The sequence below is a fragment of the Variovorax sp. KBS0712 genome (assembly GCF_006323185.2).
Classification (GTDB): Bacteria; Pseudomonadota; Gammaproteobacteria; order Burkholderiales; family Burkholderiaceae_C; genus Variovorax; species Variovorax boronicumulans.
Genome location: NZ_VCCD02000001.1, coordinates 2,546,446 through 2,562,313 on the forward strand (window position 1 = coordinate 2,546,446; position 15,868 = coordinate 2,562,313).

A 15,868-nucleotide genomic window follows, 5' to 3' on the forward strand; every position below is an offset into this window, starting at 1 on the left:
TTTACTCGAAGGTCAAAGGCCCCTGCGGGCCTCGTGTCACTAGGGAAAACCTATAATTTGACCACAGTTCCCAGTGCCCCGATGAAGCTCCAGCCCGACAAATCCGACGTCCAGACCCTCACCGCACACGGCCCCGGCTGGGTCGCGATCAACAACGAAAAGGTGGAGGGCAGCGTGGTCGTGGGTTCGCGTGGCGAACGCTTTGCCTGGGATTGCACGCGTTTCGACCAGCTGGGCCCCGAACAATTCGCGCAATTGGCGTCGTTGGGCGCCGAATTGGTCATTTTCGGCAGCGGCAACCGCATCCGATTTCCCCAGCCCGCATGGCTGCAGCCCCTGATGGCGCAACGCACCGGCGTGGAGACCATGGACACCCCGGCGGCCTGCCGCACCTACAACATCCTGGCCGGCGAAGGCCGGCACGTCATCGCCGCCCTGCTCGTCGAGAGCCCGGCGGGTGGCTGAGAGAGGGGTTTTCGAGGTAAAATACCGGGTTGCGAACCGGCCAGCTACCCCAAGTTAGCAACGACCAATCCTCCGTTCATCGAGCAAGCCCGAAAAAGGCTGAGAGGGCTCGGAGAACGGAATCTAACGGAGAAAACAAGTTTCATGGCGATCGTTGTCAACAAACCCATTCCTGAATTCGACGCCAACGCCACGGGCGGCATCAAGGTTTCGAACACCTCGCACCTCGGCCACGTCATGGTCATGTATTTTTACCCGAAAGATAACACTCCGGGTTGCACGACCGAAGCGATGCAGTTCCGCGACCACTACAAAGACTTCGAAAAAGCCGGTGCCACGGTCTTCGGCGTGTCGCGCGACAACATGAAGTCGCACGACGAATTCAAGGCCAAGCTCGAACTCCCCTTCGAACTGATTGCCGACACCGAAGAAAAAATGTGCCACATGTTCGGCGTGGTCAAGAACAAGATCATGTACGGCAAGAAGGTCAAGGGCATCGAGCGCAGCACCTTCCTGATCGGCGCCGACGGCATCCTGAAGGCCGAATGGCGCGGGCTCAAGGTTCCGGGCCATGTCGAAGACGTCCTCAAGGCCGTCAAGGCACTCAAGAAGGCCGCCTGATCGCGCCGCAAGGCACCGGGCGTGCGCTTTTGCGTCAAGTCGTGGGAATTGCCCCACGCGGTGTGCAAAGAGCCTCTGGTGCGTCTTTTGCGGTGTGCATAATGGCCTCATGCCGTTGAGCTCCACGACCGCATCCTCCGAACGAAGCCGCCTGGGTCTACAGGCGGCTTTTTCGTTTTCCGGCCCTCCTCTTTCTTCCTTGCGAGCGACCTGACCCATGCCATTGCCTCCCGCCCCCACGAAACGCGCCGCATTGCTCTCGCCGGATGCCATCGACGCACCCGCCCGTCCCTCGCACAGAAACTCGCGCCGTTCCGGCGATTCACGCGACGACGCCCCCGCCAAGAGCGGACCGCAGCCGCTGGAGCTGTTCGACAACCTCGGCACGGAAGGCGGCGGCGATGCGCCTGTCGCCCGCCCGGCACGCCGCGCGAAAACCAAGGCTGCACCCGCCCCGGCACCCACGTCGGCACCGGTGAGCGCACCGCAGCAGCAACAACAACCCGCGATGGTGCAGGTCGAGACGCGCGTGCCCACGCCCGCCCCGGCAGCCGCCACGCCTATCGCGGCGCCCCAGCAGGCCCCGGCACGCCCCAAGCGCAAGTCCTCCGGCCCCGCCAAGCTGTTCGTGCTCGACACGAACGTGCTGCTGCACGACCCGATGTGCCTGTTCCGCTTCGAGGAACACGACATCTTCCTGCCGATGATCGTGCTGGAAGAGCTCGACGGCCACAAGAAGGGCACGACCGAAGTCGCGCGCAACGGCCGCCAGACGAGCCGCACGCTCGATGCGCTGGCCGCCGCGCAGGACGCCGACATCGACAAGGGCCTGAAGCTGGACACCACCGGCCACCGTGAAGCCGGCGGGCGCCTCTTCTTCCAGACCGCCCCGCTCGACTACTCGCTGCCGATCAGCCTGCCCCAGGGCAAGGCCGACAACCAGATCCTCGGCGTCGTGCACGCGCTGCGCGACGAGTACGCCAAGGACCGCCCGGGCAAGCCGAAGCAGGAGGTGGTGCTGGTGTCCAAGGACATCAACATGCGCGTCAAGGCGCGCGCGCTGGGCCTGGCCGCCGACGACTACCAGAACGACAAGACGCTGGAAGACGGCGACCTGCTCTACGCCGGCTCGCTCGCGCTCCCGCCCGACTTCTGGACCCGCCAGAGCAAGACGGTCGAAAGCTGGCAGAGCGGCAGCAACACCTTCTACCGGATCAGCGGCCCGCTGGTGCCCAACCTGTACATCAACCAGTTCGTCTTCTTCGAGGCGCCCGGCGAGCCGAGCATGTATGCGCGCGTCACCGAAATCCGCGACAAGACCGCGGTGCTCAAGACGCTCAAGGACTACAGCTCGGGCAAGAACGCAGTGTGGGGCGTGAACACGCGCAACCGCGAGCAGAACTTCGCGATGAACCTGCTGATGGACCCCGAGATCGACTTCGTCACGCTGACCGGCACCGCCGGCACCGGCAAGACACTCATGGCACTGGCCTCCGGCCTCACGCAGGTGCTCGACGACCGCCGCTACACCGAGATCATCATGACCCGCGCCACCGTGAGCGTGGGTGAAGACATCGGCTTCCTGCCCGGCACCGAGGAAGAAAAGATGGGCCCCTGGATGGGCGCACTCGACGACAACCTCGAGTTCCTGGCCAAGGGCGACGGCGGCGGCGCCGGCGAGTGGGGCCGCGCGGCCACCAATGAGCTGATCCGCAGCCGCATCAAGGTCAAGAGCATGAACTTCATGCGCGGGCGCACGTTCCTGAACAAGTACGTGATCATCGACGAGGCACAGAACCTCACGCCCAAGCAGATGAAGACGCTGATCACCCGCGCCGGCCCCGGCACGAAGATCATCTGCATGGGCAACCTCGCGCAGATCGACACGCCCTACCTCACCGAAGGCTCGTCGGGCCTGACCTTCGCGGTCGACAAGTTCAAAGGCTGGCCGCACGGCGGGCACATCACGCTGGCGCGTGGCGAACGCTCGCGACTGGCCGACTTCGCAAGCGACGTGCTCTAGATTCATCGGCTCTGGCCGACACCGGCCCGCGCATGCTCCCGGGGCATCGCGGGCTTTTTTTCGCCCGCCATGACAGGCTCCTGACAAGACGTTGTCAGGAGGCGGCTCGCACCATCCAGGCTCCTTCCAACGCAACGAACGAAAGAGAGCTCTTCATGACCACCCATGCCATCACCTGGTTCGAGATTCCGGTCGCCAACCTGGACCGCGCCCAGGCCTTCTACGAAAACGTGCTCGCACGCAAGCTGCGCCGTGAAGACTTCGGCGGCAACCCCCTGGCCGTGTTTCCCTACGACGACCCCGCCACCGGCGGCGCGCTGAAGCCCGGCGCCAACACCAGTGCGCAGGCCGGCAGCGGCATCCGCGTCTACCTCGACTGCATGCCCAGCATCGACGCCGTGCTCTCGCGCGTCGAAGCGGCCGGCGGGCAGATCGTGGCGCCCAAGTCGGCGCTGCCACCGGGCATGGGCTTCATCGCCCACCTGCGCGACACCGAAGGCAACGAAGTCGGCCTGCACGCCCCGGCCTGAGACGCCATGGCACAACGCAACTGGATTGCGGTCGCCAGCGCCGAGCACGCCCGGCGCGGCCGGGACCATCGGCCGCTCGGGTTCATGCAGGTGGGCCACGGCAAGCTCGCGCCGCTCAAGCGCGTGGCGGCGGGCGACCGCGTGGCCTACTATGCGCCGGCCACGGTGTTCGGCGGCACGGACAAGCTGCAGAGCTTCGTGGCGCTGGGCATCGTGCAGCCCGGCGATCCGTACGAGTTCGACATGGGCAACGGCTTCGTCCCGTGGCGTCGCGACGTGGCCTACGTCGCCGCACACGAGGCGCCCATCGCCCCGCTGATCGAACGCCTCGCCTTCATCGAAACCCCGAAGCAATGGGGCTACAAGTTCCGCTTCGGCCTGTTCGACATCACCGACATCGACATGAAACTGATCGCGCAGACGATGAAGGCCGAACCGAAGGCGCTCCTGTTTTGAGCGCTTTCGCCCTCCTCATCCGCCACTTCCGGAGAAAAACCGCATGGACCCCATCCGCCAACACCACGACGCCTTCCGCGTCTGCGGCCTCACGGTACGCACCACCAACCGCGAAGAGATCGACCCCGCCACCGCACGCATCGGCGCGCTGTGGAACCGCTTCTTCGGCGAACAGACCTACGAGTCGACGCCGCACCGCACCAGCGACACGCGCATCTTCAGCGTCTACTCCGCCTACGAATCGGACGCGCACGGCGCCTTCGACATGACGGCCGGCGTCGCCGTCTCGGATGGTGCCAACAGCGTCGCCATCGAAGCCGGCGACTACCTCGTGTTCACCGGCCGCGGCGAGATGCCGCAGATGGTGATCGCCACCTGGCAGCGCATCTGGCAGTATTTCGAGGCGCACCCGGAAATCGTGCGCCGCTACCGCAGCGATTTCGAAGCCTACGAGGGGCCGGACGCCGTGGCGATCCACATCGGAGTCTCATGAGCACACGCAAGGGCTGGCGCGACAGGCTGGCCGGCTACCCGAACCTGCCGAACGTGAAGGCCATTCCCCCGGCCATGCGCGCGCGGCATGGCGAGGGCACCATCGCCACACCCTCGCCCGCCGAGGTCGAGGAGGCCATGCGCGGCGTGCCCGAAGGTCGGCTCGCGACCGTGCTCGGCATCGGCGAAGACATCGCGGCGCGCCACCAGGCCACCATCGGCTGCACCGTGACCACGGCCATCTTCGCCCACATGGTGGCCCACGCCACCGAGGAAGCCATGACGACGGGCGCCGGTCGCGCGCCGGGCACGCCGTACTGGCGCACGCTCAAGATCGGCGGCGAGCTCAACCCGAAGTACCCGGGCGGCATCGAGGCCCAGATGTCGCGGCTCGAGGCCGAAGGCCACACGGTGGTCCAGCGCGGCAAGCGCTACTTTGTCGAGGACTTCGCCAGGAAGCTCGTCGGAACGCGTTGATGCGCCGCGCCGACCGCCTCTTCCAGCTCGTGCAGCTCATCCGCGGCCGTCGGCTCACCACGGCCGCCTTCCTGGCGCAGCGCCTGGAGGTGTCCGAGCGCACGGTGTACCGCGACGTGGCCGACCTGCAGCACCAGGGCGTGCCGATCGAGGGCGAGGCCGGCGTCGGCTATCGGCTCGGCGCGGGCTTCGAGCTGCCGCCGCTGATGTTCACGCAGGACGAAGCGTCGGCGCTCGTGGCCGCCGCGCGCATGACCCAGAGCTGGGTCGATCCGGCGATGGCGCGCAACATCGAAACCGGCCTGGGCAAGATCCTGTCGGTGCTGCCACCGGCGGCGCGCGTGTCGGCCGAGGCGCTGGCGCTGTATGCGCCCGCACTCGGTCTCGACGACGCCCTGCGCACGCGGCTGCAGACGCTGCGCGAGGCCGTGCAGGCACATCAGAAGCTGCGCCTGCACTACCGCGACGTCTCGGGCGACGCCAGCGAGCGCACCGTGCGGCCGCTGGGCTGCTTCTATTGGGGCAAGGTCTGGACGCTCTCGACGTGGTGCGAACTGCGCAACGATTTCCGCGGCTTCCGGGTCGACCGCATGGAGGCGGTGGAGGTGCTCACCACGCGCTTCCAGGACGAGCCGGGCAAGACACTGGCCGACCTGCTGCGGCAGGTGAAGGCCGAGGCGCAGCGCCACAAGGTGTGGGAGCAGAAGCCGCCCGCCTCGACATCCGAACCCGGCAGCGATGCCGGCTGACGAGCTGCCCTGCGGTCAGTACTCGTCGTTGTTGCTGTAGCCGACGAGGTTCTCGAACTTGGTGATCGGCTTCAGGAAGGCCAGCTTCACCGTGCCGGTCGGGCCGTTCCGGTGCTTGCTGATGATCACCTCGGCCACGCCCGGCTCCTTCGACTCCTTGTTGTAGTAGTCGTCGCGGTAGATGAACATGATGATGTCCGCGTCCTGCTCGATGGCGCCGGATTCACGCAAGTCGCTCATCATGGGACGCTTGTCGGTACGCGCTTCCACGCCGCGGCTGAGCTGCGACAGCGCGATCACCGGGCACTTCAGTTCCTTGGCCAGCATCTTCAGGCCGCGCGAGATTTCGCCCACGGCCGTGGCGCGGTTCTCGTCGCCCGAGCTGCTGGTGGACATGAGCTGCAGGTAGTCGACCACGATCAGCCCCAGGCGCCCGTACTGGCGCGCCAGCCGGCGCGCATTGGCGCGCAGTTCGCTGGACGAAAGGCCCGGCGTCTCGTCGATGTGCAGCGACACCGTGCGCAGCTTCTCGATGGCCTCGGTCAGGCGCGGCCACTCCTCGTCGCTGAGCTTGCCGGTGCGCAGGTGGCCCTGGTCGATGCGGCCGATGGAGCCCACGATACGCACCGCCAGCTGGGCGGCGCCCATTTCCATCGAGAACACCGCCACCGGCAGCCCCTCTTCGAGCGCCACGTGCTCGGCGATGTTGATCGCCAGCGAGGTCTTGCCCATCGAGGGACGCGCGGCCAGCACGATCATGTCGCCCGGCTGCAGGCCCGAGGTCATCTTGTCGAAGTCGTTGAAGCCCGTGCGCACCCCCGTGATGTCGTTCGGGTTCTCGGCCATCTCGGTCACGCGGTCGAGCAGCTCGACCACCAGGGAATCCATGCTCTGGAAGCCCTGCTTCATCCGCGTGCCTTCTTCGCCGATGTTGAAGATCTTCTGCTCGGCTTCGTCCAGGATCTTGTCGACCGGCTTGCCCTGCGGATTGAAGGCGTTGGTCGCGATCTCGTCGGCGGCGGTCACGAGCTTGCGCAGGATGGAGCGCTCGCGCACGATCTCGGCGTAGCGCCGGATGTTGCTCGCGCTCGGCACGTACTGCGCGAGCGAGTTCAGGTAGACCAGCCCGCCGATGTCGTCGGCCTTGCCCAGGTTCTGCAGCTGCTCGAAGACCGTGATCACGTCGGCCGGCTTGCTGGCATTGATCAGTCCGCCGATGGCCGCGTAGATCAGCTTGTGCTCATGGCGGTAGAAGTCGCCGTCGACCAGCAGGTCGCCCATGCGGTCCCAGGCGCCGTTGTCCAGCAGCAAGCCCCCCAGCACGCTGGATTCGGCCTCGATCGAATGAGGCGGAATGCGCAATTGCGCGATCTGGCGGTCGGCCGACGAATCATTGTCGGCATAGGAGAAAACGGCGGACATGGACTTCCCTTGCAACCCTGCATGCTAAGCCGCGCAGGGCGCGGTGTGTGTGGACAAGGTTGTTAATAAACAGTGAACTTCCGGTGCGGCGAGGTGGACAACTCGCGCGCAGAAAAGAAAAAGCCGCCCGAAGGCGGCTTTCTTGCGTCAGCGCACCGGGCGCTGCGAACGATCAGGCGGTTTCGCCGTAGACCGTGACGGTGATCTCGACGACCACGTCGGTGTGCAGCGAGACGCTCACGGTGTTGTCGCCGACGACCTTGATCGGGCCGTTGGGCAGACGCACTTGCGACTTGGCAACCTTGTAGCCTTGCTTGTTCAGCTCTTCGGCGATGTCGCCGTTGGTGACCGAACCGAACAGACGGCCGTCCACGCCAGCCTTTTGGGTCAGCTTGACGGTCGAGCCGGCGAGCTTCTCGCCCTGGGCTTGCGATTCGGCCAGCTTGGCGGCCGCAGCCTTTTCGAGTTCGACGCGCTTGGCTTCGAATTCGGCCTTGTTGGCAGCGGTGGCGCGACGGGCGCGGCCCGAGGGGATCAGGAAGTTGCGTGCGTAGCCGTCCTTGACCTTGACGATGTCGCCCAGGCCGCCGACGTTCAGAACCTTGTCCAGAAGAATGATTTGCATGGTGTGTGCTCCTTCTTAGACGCGGTGCTGGTCGCTGTACGGCACCATGGCCAGGAAGCGCGCGCGCTTGATGGCGGTGTTCAGCTGACGCTGGTAGATCGCGCGCGTGCCGGTCAGGCGTGCGGGGATGATCTTGCCGTTTTCGCTGATGAAGTCACGCAGCGTGTCGATGTCCTTGTAGTCGATTTCTTCGACGCCAGCGACGGTGAAACGGCAGAAGCGCTTGCGCTTGAACAGCAGCGACTGGGTGTTGCGCTTCGGGCGCTTGTCTTTGTTGAATTTCTTGAACGTGGCCATTGGGGGACCTCTTGTCGAAAATTAATCTTGCTGAAAATCCTGGATGTGCAGGACCGGATGCTTGCCGTTGCCCGGCGTCGCGAGAAACCCCTGGAATCGCCAGAGACTTCCCATCGACTGCGCTGCGAGCCGCTCGGCGATGGCGCCGAACGCAACAGCCTTGAGGGCCGTCTTCACCTGCCGGGGCTTTCCCGCCTCCTGGAGTGTCGACTCATGGTCGAGCTTCAGATCGAGGGCGGGCAGGCCGGCTGGCGTGTATCGCAGGGTTCCGAGTTCGGCGACAGAGGCGGTCAGCAGAAGCTGGTTGACCCCGGTCGCCGCAGCGGCAGCCGTCACGCCATCAGTTGTTGTTGGCGGCGTATTCGGCCTGCTGGGCCTTGCGGGCCTCTTCGCGCTCGACCGTCTTCATCATCGACGAAGGACCGGTGTCGGCCTTCTTCTTCTGAACGGTCAGGTGACGCAGCACGGCATCGTTGAACTTGAACGCGTGTTCCAGTTCACCCATCACGGCTTGTTCAGCTTCGATGTTGACGCACAGGTAGTGGGCCTTGTTGAGCTTGTTGATCTGGTAAGCCAGCTGACGGCGGCCCCAGTCTTCAACGCGGTGGACCTTGCCGCCGCCGGCCGTGATCAGGCCCTTGTAACGCTCCAGCATGGCCGGAACTTGTTCGCTCTGATCCGGGTGGATGAGCAAGATGATTTCGTAGTGACGCATGGCACTCCTTGTGGATTCTTCCGTGGAAGAGGAAAAGCCACCCGCAGCGTCGGGCGCGGTATGGCAAGGCAAAGCCGGCGATTATAGCCCTGTGTTGCGCGATCCGGCAAGGCACCTCAGTCGTTGAGGGCCTTGTCGAGGGCGGCGGCCTTCTCCGCGCCAACGGCGGCGCGGATCTTGGGTGCCAGTGCCAGGAGGTCTTCGTAGCTGGTCGTGCCTTCGACCTGGAGGTTGAGCCGGAAGCCCATCAGGCCCAGGCTGCCGGTCAGCTGGGTGGCGATCGGGTACGCGTCCTTGTAGCGCTGCTGCCGGCTGCGGCCGGAAGGTGCAGAAGGCGCCGGGGCCGTCGAAACCGCGGGCGCCACGGCTGGCGGCTGGCCGGCCAGAGGCGCCAGCAGGCCCAGCGCGACCATCTGATCGACCTCCTCGCGCCCGATGCCCAGCCCTGAGCCCAGCACGTCGTCGATCGAGCGCTTGCCGTCGAACTGGATGAAGGCCGAGCGCTGGCGCGGCGTCAACGGCACCGAGCGGTCCTTGAGGACCTGCTGTCCGGCTTCCGTCTTGACAAGAATCATGGGGGTCTCCGGCGAAGTGCTGACACAGGCCCTGACGGGCCCACATCACCTCAGGCAGGCAGCCGGATTGCACCGCCTGCGAATGTCACGAGTCTGACACCGGAAACGCACTTTGTTTCACTTGCACGGGCGGGCACGGGGGAATCCCCCATGGGGATTTCCGCCATCCGTCGCGCTGCACCACGCGGCGGGGCATGCCCGCCGCGCGCTGGCTCAGCCTCTCTGGGCCAGTTGCTGCCAGGTGTCGATCACGCTGTCCGGGTTCAGCGAGATCGATTCGATGCCCTGCTCCGCCAGCCACAGCGCGAAGTCCGGGTGGTCGCTGGGGCCCTGACCGCAGATGCCGACGTACTTGCCTTCGGCCTTGCAGGCCTTGATGACGCGGCTCAGCAGCGCCTTGATGGCCGGGTCGCGTTCGTCGAAGTCGGCCGCCAGCAGCTCCAGGCCGGAGTCGCGGTCCAGGCCCAGCGTGAGCTGGGTCAGGTCGTTCGAACCGATCGAGAAGCCGTCGAAGAACTTCAGGAACTCTTCCGGCAGCACCGCATTGCTCGGCACCTCGCACATCATGATCAGCTTGAGCGCGTTCTCGCCGCGCTTGAGGCCATGCTCGCCCAGCAGCGTGGTCACGCGCTCGGCCTGGCCCAGCGTGCGCACGAAGGGCACCATGATCTGCACGTTGGTCAGGCCCATGTCGTTGCGCACGCGCTTGAGCGCCTCGCACTCCATGGCAAAGGCCTCGCCGAAGTCGGCGCTCAGGTAGCGCGCGGCACCGCGGAAGCCCAGCATCGGGTTCTCTTCTTCGGGCTCGTAGCGGCTGCCGCCGATCAGCTTGCGGTACTCGTTCGACTTGAAGTCCGACAGGCGCACGATGACGGGCTTGGGCCAGAACGCGGCGGCAATGGTCGCGACGCCCTCGGTCACCTTGTCGACGTAGAACGCGCGCGGCGAGGCATGCCCGCGGGCCACCGACTCGACAGCCTTCTTCAGGTCGTTGTCGACGTTCGGGTAGTCGAGGATCGCCTTCGGGTGCACGCCGATGTTGTTGTTGATGATGAACTCGAGACGGGCCAGGCCCACGCCGTGGTTCGGCAGCTGCGCGAAGTCGAAGGCGAGCTGGGGGTTGCCCACGTTCATCATGATCTTCAGATCGATCTCGGGCATCACGCCGCGCTGCACTTCGGTCACTTCGGTCTCGAGCAGGCCGTCGTAGATGAAGCCGGTGTCGCCCTCGGCGCAGCTCACGGTGACGAGCGTGCCGTCCTTGAGCAGGTCGGTGGCGTCGCCGCAGCCGACCACGGCCGGAATGCCGAGTTCGCGCGCGATGATGGCGGCGTGGCAGGTGCGACCACCGCGGTTGGTGACGATGGCGGCGGCGCGCTTCATCACCGGTTCCCAGTTGGGGTCGGTCATGTCGGTGACGAGCACGTCGCCGGCCTGCACCTGGTCCATCTCGCTGATGTTGTGCACGATGCGCACGGCACCCGTGCCGATCTTCTGGCCGATGGCACGGCCTTCGGCCAGCACGGCGCCCTTGCCCAGCAGCTTGTAGCGCTGCTCGGCCTTGCCCTGCTGCTGGCTCTTCACCGTTTCGGGACGCGCCTGCAGGATGTAGAGGTGGCCGTCGGTGCCGTCCTTGCCCCACTCGATGTCCATCGGGCGGCCGTAGTGCTCTTCGATCACCAGCGCGTAGCGGGCCAGTTGCTCGACGTCGGCGTCGCTCAGCGAGTAGCGGTTGCGTTGCTCGGCCTTGACGTCGGTGGTCTTGACCAGCTTGCCGCTCGCCTTCTTCTCTTCGGGCGTGGCGAACTCCATCTGGATCAGCTTGGAGCCGAGGTTGCGGCGGATCACGGCCTTCTTGCCGGCCTTGAGGGTCGGCTTGTGGACGTAGAACTCGTCGGGGTTCACCGAGCCCTGCACCACCGTCTCGCCCAGGCCGTAGCTCGAGGTGATGAACACCACCTGGTCGAAGCCCGACTCGGTGTCGATGGTGAACATCACGCCGGCGGCGCCGAGGTCGGAGCGCACCATGCGCTGCACGCCGGCCGACAGCGCGACCACGTCGTGCTCGAAGCCCTTGTGCACGCGGTAGCTGATGGCGCGGTCGTTGTAGAGGGAGGCGAACACCTCCTTCATCTTGTGCAGCACGTCGTCGATGCCGACCACGTTCAGGAAGGTTTCCTGCTGACCGGCGAACGAGGCGTCGGGCAGGTCTTCGGCGGTGGCGGACGAGCGCACGGCAAACGAGGCGGCGGGGTTGCCGGCGCTCAGCGTGGCAAAGGCCTCGCCGATGGCTTTCTGCAGGTCGGCCGGGAACGGCTGGGCCTCGACCATGGCACGGATTTCGGCGCCGGCCGTGGCCAGGGCGCGCACGTCTTCGGTGTCCAGCGCGGCCAAGCGCTTGCTGATCTTGTCGGCCAGGCCGTCGTGCGCCAGGAACTGGCGGAACGCGTGGGCCGTGGTCGCAAAACCGGTCGGCACGCGCACGCCCTGTGGCAGCTGCGAGATCATTTCGCCGAGGCTGGCGTTTTTGCCGCCAACCGACTCGACGTCGGTCATCCTCAGGTTTTCAAATGGCACGACCAGTGCGGTCGCCTCGAAAAGTGCAGACATGGGGAAGCTCCAGAAGTTGAAACCGGCGCTGCATGCAGACGGCGCAGCACGATCGTTGTCGTTGCTTTGGGTGCGGTCGCGGTGTGCATGGAAAGAATTCGAGGGGGTGGGGAAAGCGGATTCCCGATAATGGCCCGGATTGTAGGCGTGGCAGGTCGCGCGCGCCGCAGGACCCCGCCGCAAAAGCAACACCATGCATACACGCACCGTTTTCTTCGTCTCCGACGGCACCGGCATCACCGCCGAAACCTTCGGCAATGCCGTTCTGGCCCAGTTCGAGATGAAGCCGCGCCACGTGCGGCTGCCCTTCACCGACACGGTCGACAAGGCGCACCAGGCGGTGCGGCAGATCAACCACACGGCCGAAGTCGAGGGCGTTCGGCCCATCGTGTTCACCACGCTGGCCAACATGGACGTGCTGGGCGTGATCGAAACCGGCTGCAAGGGCATGCTGCTGGACATGTTCGGCACCTTCGTGCGGCCGCTCGAGATCGAGCTGGCCATGAAGTCGAACCACCGCATCGGCCGCTTCAGCGACGTCAGCAAGAGCAAGGCCTACAACGACCGCATCGCGGCCATCGACTTCAGCCTGCAGCACGACGACGGCCAGAGCCACCGCGACCTGGAAGGCGCCGACGTGATCCTAGTCGGCGTGAGCCGCAGCGGCAAGACGCCCACTTCGCTCTACCTGGCGATGCAGCACGGCCTGAAGGCGGCCAATTACCCGCTGATTCCCGAAGACTTCGACCGCCGCCAGCTCCCGCCGGCGCTGAGCCCGCACCGCAAGAAGATCTTCGGCCTGACGATCCAGCCCGAGCGGCTGAGCGAGATCCGCAACGAACGCCGGCCCAACTCGCGCTACGCCAGCCTCGAGAACTGCCGCCACGAAATCAGCGAGGCCGAGGCCATGATGCGGCGCGCCGGCATCCGCTGGCTCTCGACGACCACCAAGTCGATCGAGGAAATCGCGACGACGATCCTGCAGGAGCTGCGGCCGGAGCGGTTGGTCTACTGATTTGCTATCTTTTCAGTAGCAATCACCGCCCGTCCGACGGACTATCCGAACAGATACTGCGTGACGCCGTCCGCGCCGGTTACCGGCTGGCAGGGCATGCGCCACACGGCCTCGATCAGCGCGGGCTGCAGCACCTCGGCGGTCGCCCCCTGGCGCAGGCCGCCGGGCGCCCCCAGCACCACGACCTCATCGGCATAGCGCCGCGCCAGATTCAGGTCGTGCAGCACGGCCACCACGCCCACGCCCCGCGCCGCCCAGGCGCGCAGCAGGCGCATCGCCGAATGCTGGTGCGCAAGGTCGAGCGCGGCGGTCGGCTCGTCAAGCAGCAGCCAGCGGCTCGCGCCGTTGGGACGCGGATGCCAGAGCTGGGCCAGCGCCCGCGCCAGATGGACCCGCGCCTTCTCGCCGCCCGACAGCGTGTTGAGGATGCGCGGCGCCAGCGCCGTGACGTCGGTCAGGGCCATCGCCTCGGCCATGATCGCGTCCTCGTCGCGGGTCGGCGCGCGGCGGTGCGGGTAGCGGCCGAGCGCGACGATGTCCTGCGCCGTGAAGTCGAAGGCGACCGCGCTTTCCTGCGGCATCAGGGCCCGGCGCAATGCCAGCACGGGCATGCCGTGGCCTGACAGCGGCCGGCCGTCGAGCGTCGCCCTGCCCTGCGTCGGCTCGCGCTGGCCGGCCAGCACCGACAGCAGCGTCGACTTGCCGGCGCCGTTCGGGCCGAGGATCGCAGTCACGCGGCCCGGCGCCAGTTCGACCGATGCATTCGCCAGCAACGTCTTGGCGCCGATGCGCACCTCGACACTGGCACACGCCAGCGCCCCGTGTCCCGCCGCCGTCATACGCGCCCCCTGAAATGCCGCAGCATCAGAAGGAACATCGGCACGCCGATGAAAGCCGTGAGCACGCCCAGCGGCAGTTCGGCCGGCGCCATCACGGTGCGCGCCACCGTGTCGGCCGCGAGCACCAGCGCCGCGCCCAGCAGCGCCGAGGCCGGCAGCACGACGCGGTGGTCGGGCCCGGCCACCATGCGCACCCAATGCGGCGCGATCAGGCCGATGAAACCGATGATCCCGGTCGTGGCCGTCACCGCGCCCACCGCCACCGCGGTGATGACCACGGCGCGCCGTTTGGTGCGCTCCACGTCCACACCCAACAGCGCCGCCTGCGCCTCGCCGAGTGCGATGGCGTTCAGGGGCGAAGCGAGCGATGCCGCAGCCCAGCACGACAGCAACACCGCCACACCCACGAGGATGACCGCGCTCCAGCGCGCGCCGCCCAGGCTGCCCAGCAGCCAGAACTGCAGGCTGCGCAGTTGCTCGTCGGTCGCCATCACGCTCAGCAGGCCGAGGCCGGCGCCGGCCAGCGCGTTGATGGCGATGCCCGCCAGCAACATCAGCGCCATGCGCGTGCCGCCTTCGCTGCGCGACAGGCCGTAGATCAGCAAGGTCACGACGAAGCCACCGCCGAAAGCCATGAGCACCAGCGTCCAGCTGCCGAGCGTGCGCGGCAGCATCGGCCAGAACGAGGCGCCCAGCACGATGGTGACGCCGGCCGCCAGCGCCGCGCCGCTGCTGATGCCGATCAGCCCCGGGTCGGCCAGCGGATTGCGGAACAGCCCCTGCATCAGCGTGCCCGCCATGCCGAGCCCCGCACCCGCCGCCACGCCGAGAACCAGGCGCGGCAAGCGGATGTTGAGGAACACGAGGTGCTCGGGCGACTGGCCGCCTGCACCCTGCCCCAGCGAGGTCAACACATTCCAGAGCTGCGAAAGACTGATGGCGTAGGCACCCGACACGGCGCCCACCGCGAAGGCCGCGACGAGCAGCACCGCGCTGCCGCAAAGCACGGCACGCGCCCCGAAGCGCTGGCTCATGCCAATGCGGCCCGGAACTTGTCGTGCAACTCGCCGATGGCGGCCGGCAGGCGCGGGCCAAAGCCCAGCAGCAGCAAGGCGTCCTGCGTGATCAGCGCGCGCTTCTTGTACGCAGGCGTGAGCGCCAGCTCGGGCCGCTGCCAGAAGCGCTCGACGCCGCCGTGCGCCTCGATGCTCTGCGTGCTCGTGAGGATGATGTCGGGCGCCGCGCTGGCCATGGCCTCGGCCGTCATCGGTCGGTAGCCGTGGAAGCCGCCCAGCGCATTCACGCCGCCCGCGAAGCCGATCACCGCATGCGCCGCGGTCTTCTCGCCGGACACCTGCGGGTTCGCGCTGTGCGACAGCACGAACAGCACCTTCGGCTTGCGCCCCTTCGCGCCGCCGATGCGCTGCAGCACCTGCGCCCATTCGGCATCGAGCCGGGCCTGCAGTTCGCGCGCCTGCGCCTCCTTCGCAGCGGCGCGGCCCACGGCCTGCACCTTGCGCTGCACTTCGGCCCAGGTGTGATCGGCCTCGATGATCTCGACCTTGACGCCGGCCGTGCGAATCTGGTCGAGCACGACGGTCGGGCCCGATTCGTTGGTCGCGATGATCGCGTCGGGCTTCAGCGAGAGCAGGCCCTCGGCCGACAGCTGACGCATGTAGCCCACCTTGGGCGTGGCACGCGCCGCAGCGGGAAACAGGCTGGTCGTGTCGGTGCCGACCAGCTGGCCTTCGGCGCCGAGCGCATAGACCACCTCGGTGATCGCGCCGCTGACCGTGACCAGCCGTGGCAGGCGCTTGCTCTCTTGCGCGAACGCGGGCCATGCGCCCGCACCGAGCGCTGCAGCAGACAGCAGGCGCAGCGCATCACGACGATGCGGCACGGAAGAAGAAAGAAAAGAGGAATCTCGTTGTTCAGTCATGGGGTCACGGACAGCGAA

Annotated in this window: 19 protein-coding genes; 9 read left to right on the forward strand and 10 right to left on the reverse strand. The window is 66.7% G+C overall.

What is annotated here, in order from left to right:
• The first annotated feature begins 81 nt into the window (after window positions 1-81).
• From FFI97_RS11770 to FFI97_RS11805, 8 genes are all read left to right on the forward strand, one after another.
• Window positions 82-465, forward strand: a complete 384-nt coding sequence (locus FFI97_RS11770; RefSeq protein ID WP_062472996.1) for an Mth938-like domain-containing protein — start codon at window positions 82-84, stop codon at window positions 463-465.
• Window positions 466-609: 144 nt separating this feature from the next.
• Window positions 610-1,086, forward strand: a complete 477-nt coding sequence (locus FFI97_RS11775) for a peroxiredoxin (protein ID WP_062472998.1) — start codon at window positions 610-612, stop codon at window positions 1,084-1,086.
• A 217-nt stretch (window positions 1,087-1,303) separates the two neighbouring features.
• Window positions 1,304-3,109, forward strand: a complete 1,806-nt coding sequence (locus FFI97_RS11780; RefSeq protein WP_139706136.1) for a PhoH family protein — start codon at window positions 1,304-1,306, stop codon at window positions 3,107-3,109.
• Between the two features lie 155 nt (window positions 3,110-3,264).
• Complete coding sequence (locus FFI97_RS11785; protein ID WP_139706137.1) at window positions 3,265-3,639, forward strand: VOC family protein; 375 nt, start codon at window positions 3,265-3,267, stop codon at window positions 3,637-3,639.
• Between the two features lie 6 nt (window positions 3,640-3,645).
• Complete coding sequence (locus FFI97_RS11790; RefSeq protein WP_070059600.1) at window positions 3,646-4,095, forward strand: EVE domain-containing protein; 450 nt, start codon at window positions 3,646-3,648, stop codon at window positions 4,093-4,095.
• A gap of 43 nt (window positions 4,096-4,138) precedes the next feature.
• Window positions 4,139-4,588, forward strand: a complete 450-nt coding sequence (locus FFI97_RS11795) for a GyrI-like domain-containing protein (protein ID WP_139706139.1) — start codon at window positions 4,139-4,141, stop codon at window positions 4,586-4,588.
• Entirely contained in the window at window positions 4,585-5,064 is a 480-nt protein-coding gene (locus FFI97_RS11800) for an MGMT family protein (RefSeq protein ID WP_139706141.1), read from the forward strand. The genes FFI97_RS11795 and FFI97_RS11800 overlap by 4 nt, the downstream gene beginning before the upstream one ends.
• Window positions 5,064-5,813 carry a helix-turn-helix transcriptional regulator gene (locus FFI97_RS11805; RefSeq protein WP_070059603.1) on the forward strand — a complete coding sequence of 250 codons (750 nt, stop codon included), beginning with the start codon at window positions 5,064-5,066 and terminating at the stop codon, window positions 5,811-5,813. Before FFI97_RS11800 ends, FFI97_RS11805 begins: the two co-directional genes overlap by 1 nt.
• 15 nt (window positions 5,814-5,828) lie before the next feature.
• Here FFI97_RS11805 and dnaB read toward each other — a convergent pair whose 3' ends face one another.
• From dnaB to ppsA, 7 genes are all read right to left on the reverse strand, one after another.
• Window positions 5,829-7,235 (reverse strand): replicative DNA helicase, encoded by a 1,407-nt coding sequence (gene dnaB, locus FFI97_RS11810; protein WP_062473012.1) that lies wholly within the window; start codon window positions 7,233-7,235, stop codon window positions 5,829-5,831.
• Between the two features lie 172 nt (window positions 7,236-7,407).
• Entirely contained in the window at window positions 7,408-7,860 is a 453-nt protein-coding gene (rplI, locus tag FFI97_RS11815; protein ID WP_056583114.1) for a 50S ribosomal protein L9, read from the reverse strand.
• Window positions 7,861-7,875: 15 nt separating this feature from the next.
• A complete protein-coding gene (rpsR, locus tag FFI97_RS11820) occupies window positions 7,876-8,157 on the reverse strand; it encodes a 30S ribosomal protein S18 (protein ID WP_007830781.1) in 282 nt (93 codons plus the stop codon).
• Between the two features lie 21 nt (window positions 8,158-8,178).
• On the reverse strand, window positions 8,179-8,493 hold the full coding sequence (priB, locus tag FFI97_RS11825; protein ID WP_062473014.1) for a primosomal replication protein N: 315 nt from the start codon (window positions 8,491-8,493) through the stop codon (window positions 8,179-8,181).
• 4 nt (window positions 8,494-8,497) lie between these two features.
• The gene (gene rpsF / locus FFI97_RS11830) at window positions 8,498-8,872 is read right to left on the reverse strand and encodes a 30S ribosomal protein S6 (RefSeq protein ID WP_062473016.1); all 375 of its coding nucleotides are present in this window, start codon (window positions 8,870-8,872) and stop codon (window positions 8,498-8,500) included.
• Window positions 8,873-8,988: 116 nt separating this feature from the next.
• Window positions 8,989-9,447, reverse strand: a complete 459-nt coding sequence (locus FFI97_RS11835) for a hypothetical protein (protein WP_139706144.1) — start codon at window positions 9,445-9,447, stop codon at window positions 8,989-8,991.
• A gap of 213 nt (window positions 9,448-9,660) precedes the next feature.
• A complete protein-coding gene (gene ppsA / locus FFI97_RS11840) occupies window positions 9,661-12,057 on the reverse strand; it encodes a phosphoenolpyruvate synthase (protein ID WP_139706146.1) in 2,397 nt (798 codons plus the stop codon).
• A 193-nt stretch (window positions 12,058-12,250) separates the two neighbouring features.
• Between ppsA and FFI97_RS11845 the strand changes: the two genes are divergently transcribed.
• A complete protein-coding gene (locus FFI97_RS11845; protein WP_062473023.1) occupies window positions 12,251-13,072 on the forward strand; it encodes a pyruvate, water dikinase regulatory protein in 822 nt (273 codons plus the stop codon).
• A 41-nt stretch (window positions 13,073-13,113) separates the two neighbouring features.
• On the opposite strand, the gene FFI97_RS11850 is transcribed toward FFI97_RS11845, so the two are convergent.
• From FFI97_RS11850 to FFI97_RS11860, 3 genes are read right to left on the reverse strand one after another with little or no spacing between them, the layout of a single operon-like run.
• Entirely contained in the window at window positions 13,114-13,911 is a 798-nt protein-coding gene (locus FFI97_RS11850; RefSeq protein WP_144004436.1) for a heme ABC transporter ATP-binding protein, read from the reverse strand.
• Entirely contained in the window at window positions 13,908-14,945 is a 1,038-nt protein-coding gene (locus FFI97_RS11855; protein ID WP_260684978.1) for a FecCD family ABC transporter permease, read from the reverse strand. The genes FFI97_RS11850 and FFI97_RS11855 overlap by 4 nt, the downstream gene beginning before the upstream one ends.
• Window positions 14,942-15,850: a hemin ABC transporter substrate-binding protein gene (locus tag FFI97_RS11860; protein ID WP_139706072.1), complete on the reverse strand. Its 909-nt coding sequence runs from the start codon at window positions 15,848-15,850 to the stop codon at window positions 14,942-14,944. The genes FFI97_RS11855 and FFI97_RS11860 overlap by 4 nt, the downstream gene beginning before the upstream one ends.
• Between the last annotated feature and the right edge of the window lie 18 nt (window positions 15,851-15,868).

Coding starts and splice junctions, on each gene's coding strand:
- FFI97_RS11770 (WP_062472996.1), top strand. CDS start 82: ATGAAGCTCCAGCCCGACAAATCCGACGTCCAGACCCTCACCGCACAC.
- FFI97_RS11775 (WP_062472998.1), top strand. CDS start 610: ATGGCGATCGTTGTCAACAAACCCATTCCTGAATTCGACGCCAACGCC.
- FFI97_RS11780 (WP_139706136.1), top strand. CDS start 1,304: ATGCCATTGCCTCCCGCCCCCACGAAACGCGCCGCATTGCTCTCGCCG.
- FFI97_RS11785 (WP_139706137.1), top strand. CDS start 3,265: ATGACCACCCATGCCATCACCTGGTTCGAGATTCCGGTCGCCAACCTG.
- FFI97_RS11790 (WP_070059600.1), top strand. CDS start 3,646: ATGGCACAACGCAACTGGATTGCGGTCGCCAGCGCCGAGCACGCCCGG.
- FFI97_RS11795 (WP_139706139.1), top strand. CDS start 4,139: ATGGACCCCATCCGCCAACACCACGACGCCTTCCGCGTCTGCGGCCTC.
- FFI97_RS11800 (WP_139706141.1), top strand. CDS start 4,585: ATGAGCACACGCAAGGGCTGGCGCGACAGGCTGGCCGGCTACCCGAAC.
- FFI97_RS11805 (WP_070059603.1), top strand. CDS start 5,064: ATGCGCCGCGCCGACCGCCTCTTCCAGCTCGTGCAGCTCATCCGCGGC.
- dnaB (WP_062473012.1), bottom strand. CDS start 7,235: ATGTCCGCCGTTTTCTCCTATGCCGACAATGATTCGTCGGCCGACCGC.
- rplI (WP_056583114.1), bottom strand. CDS start 7,860: ATGCAAATCATTCTTCTGGACAAGGTTCTGAACGTCGGCGGCCTGGGC.
- rpsR (WP_007830781.1), bottom strand. CDS start 8,157: ATGGCCACGTTCAAGAAATTCAACAAAGACAAGCGCCCGAAGCGCAAC.
- rpsF (WP_062473016.1), bottom strand. CDS start 8,872: ATGCGTCACTACGAAATCATCTTGCTCATCCACCCGGATCAGAGCGAA.
- FFI97_RS11835 (WP_139706144.1), bottom strand. CDS start 9,447: ATGATTCTTGTCAAGACGGAAGCCGGACAGCAGGTCCTCAAGGACCGC.
- ppsA (WP_139706146.1), bottom strand. CDS start 12,057: ATGTCTGCACTTTTCGAGGCGACCGCACTGGTCGTGCCATTTGAAAAC.
- FFI97_RS11845 (WP_062473023.1), top strand. CDS start 12,251: ATGCATACACGCACCGTTTTCTTCGTCTCCGACGGCACCGGCATCACC.
- FFI97_RS11850 (WP_144004436.1), bottom strand. CDS start 13,911: ATGACGGCGGCGGGACACGGGGCGCTGGCGTGTGCCAGTGTCGAGGTG.
- FFI97_RS11855 (WP_260684978.1), bottom strand. CDS start 14,945: ATGAGCCAGCGCTTCGGGGCGCGTGCCGTGCTTTGCGGCAGCGCGGTG.
- FFI97_RS11860 (WP_139706072.1), bottom strand. CDS start 15,850: ATGACTGAACAACGAGATTCCTCTTTTCTTTCTTCTTCCGTGCCGCAT.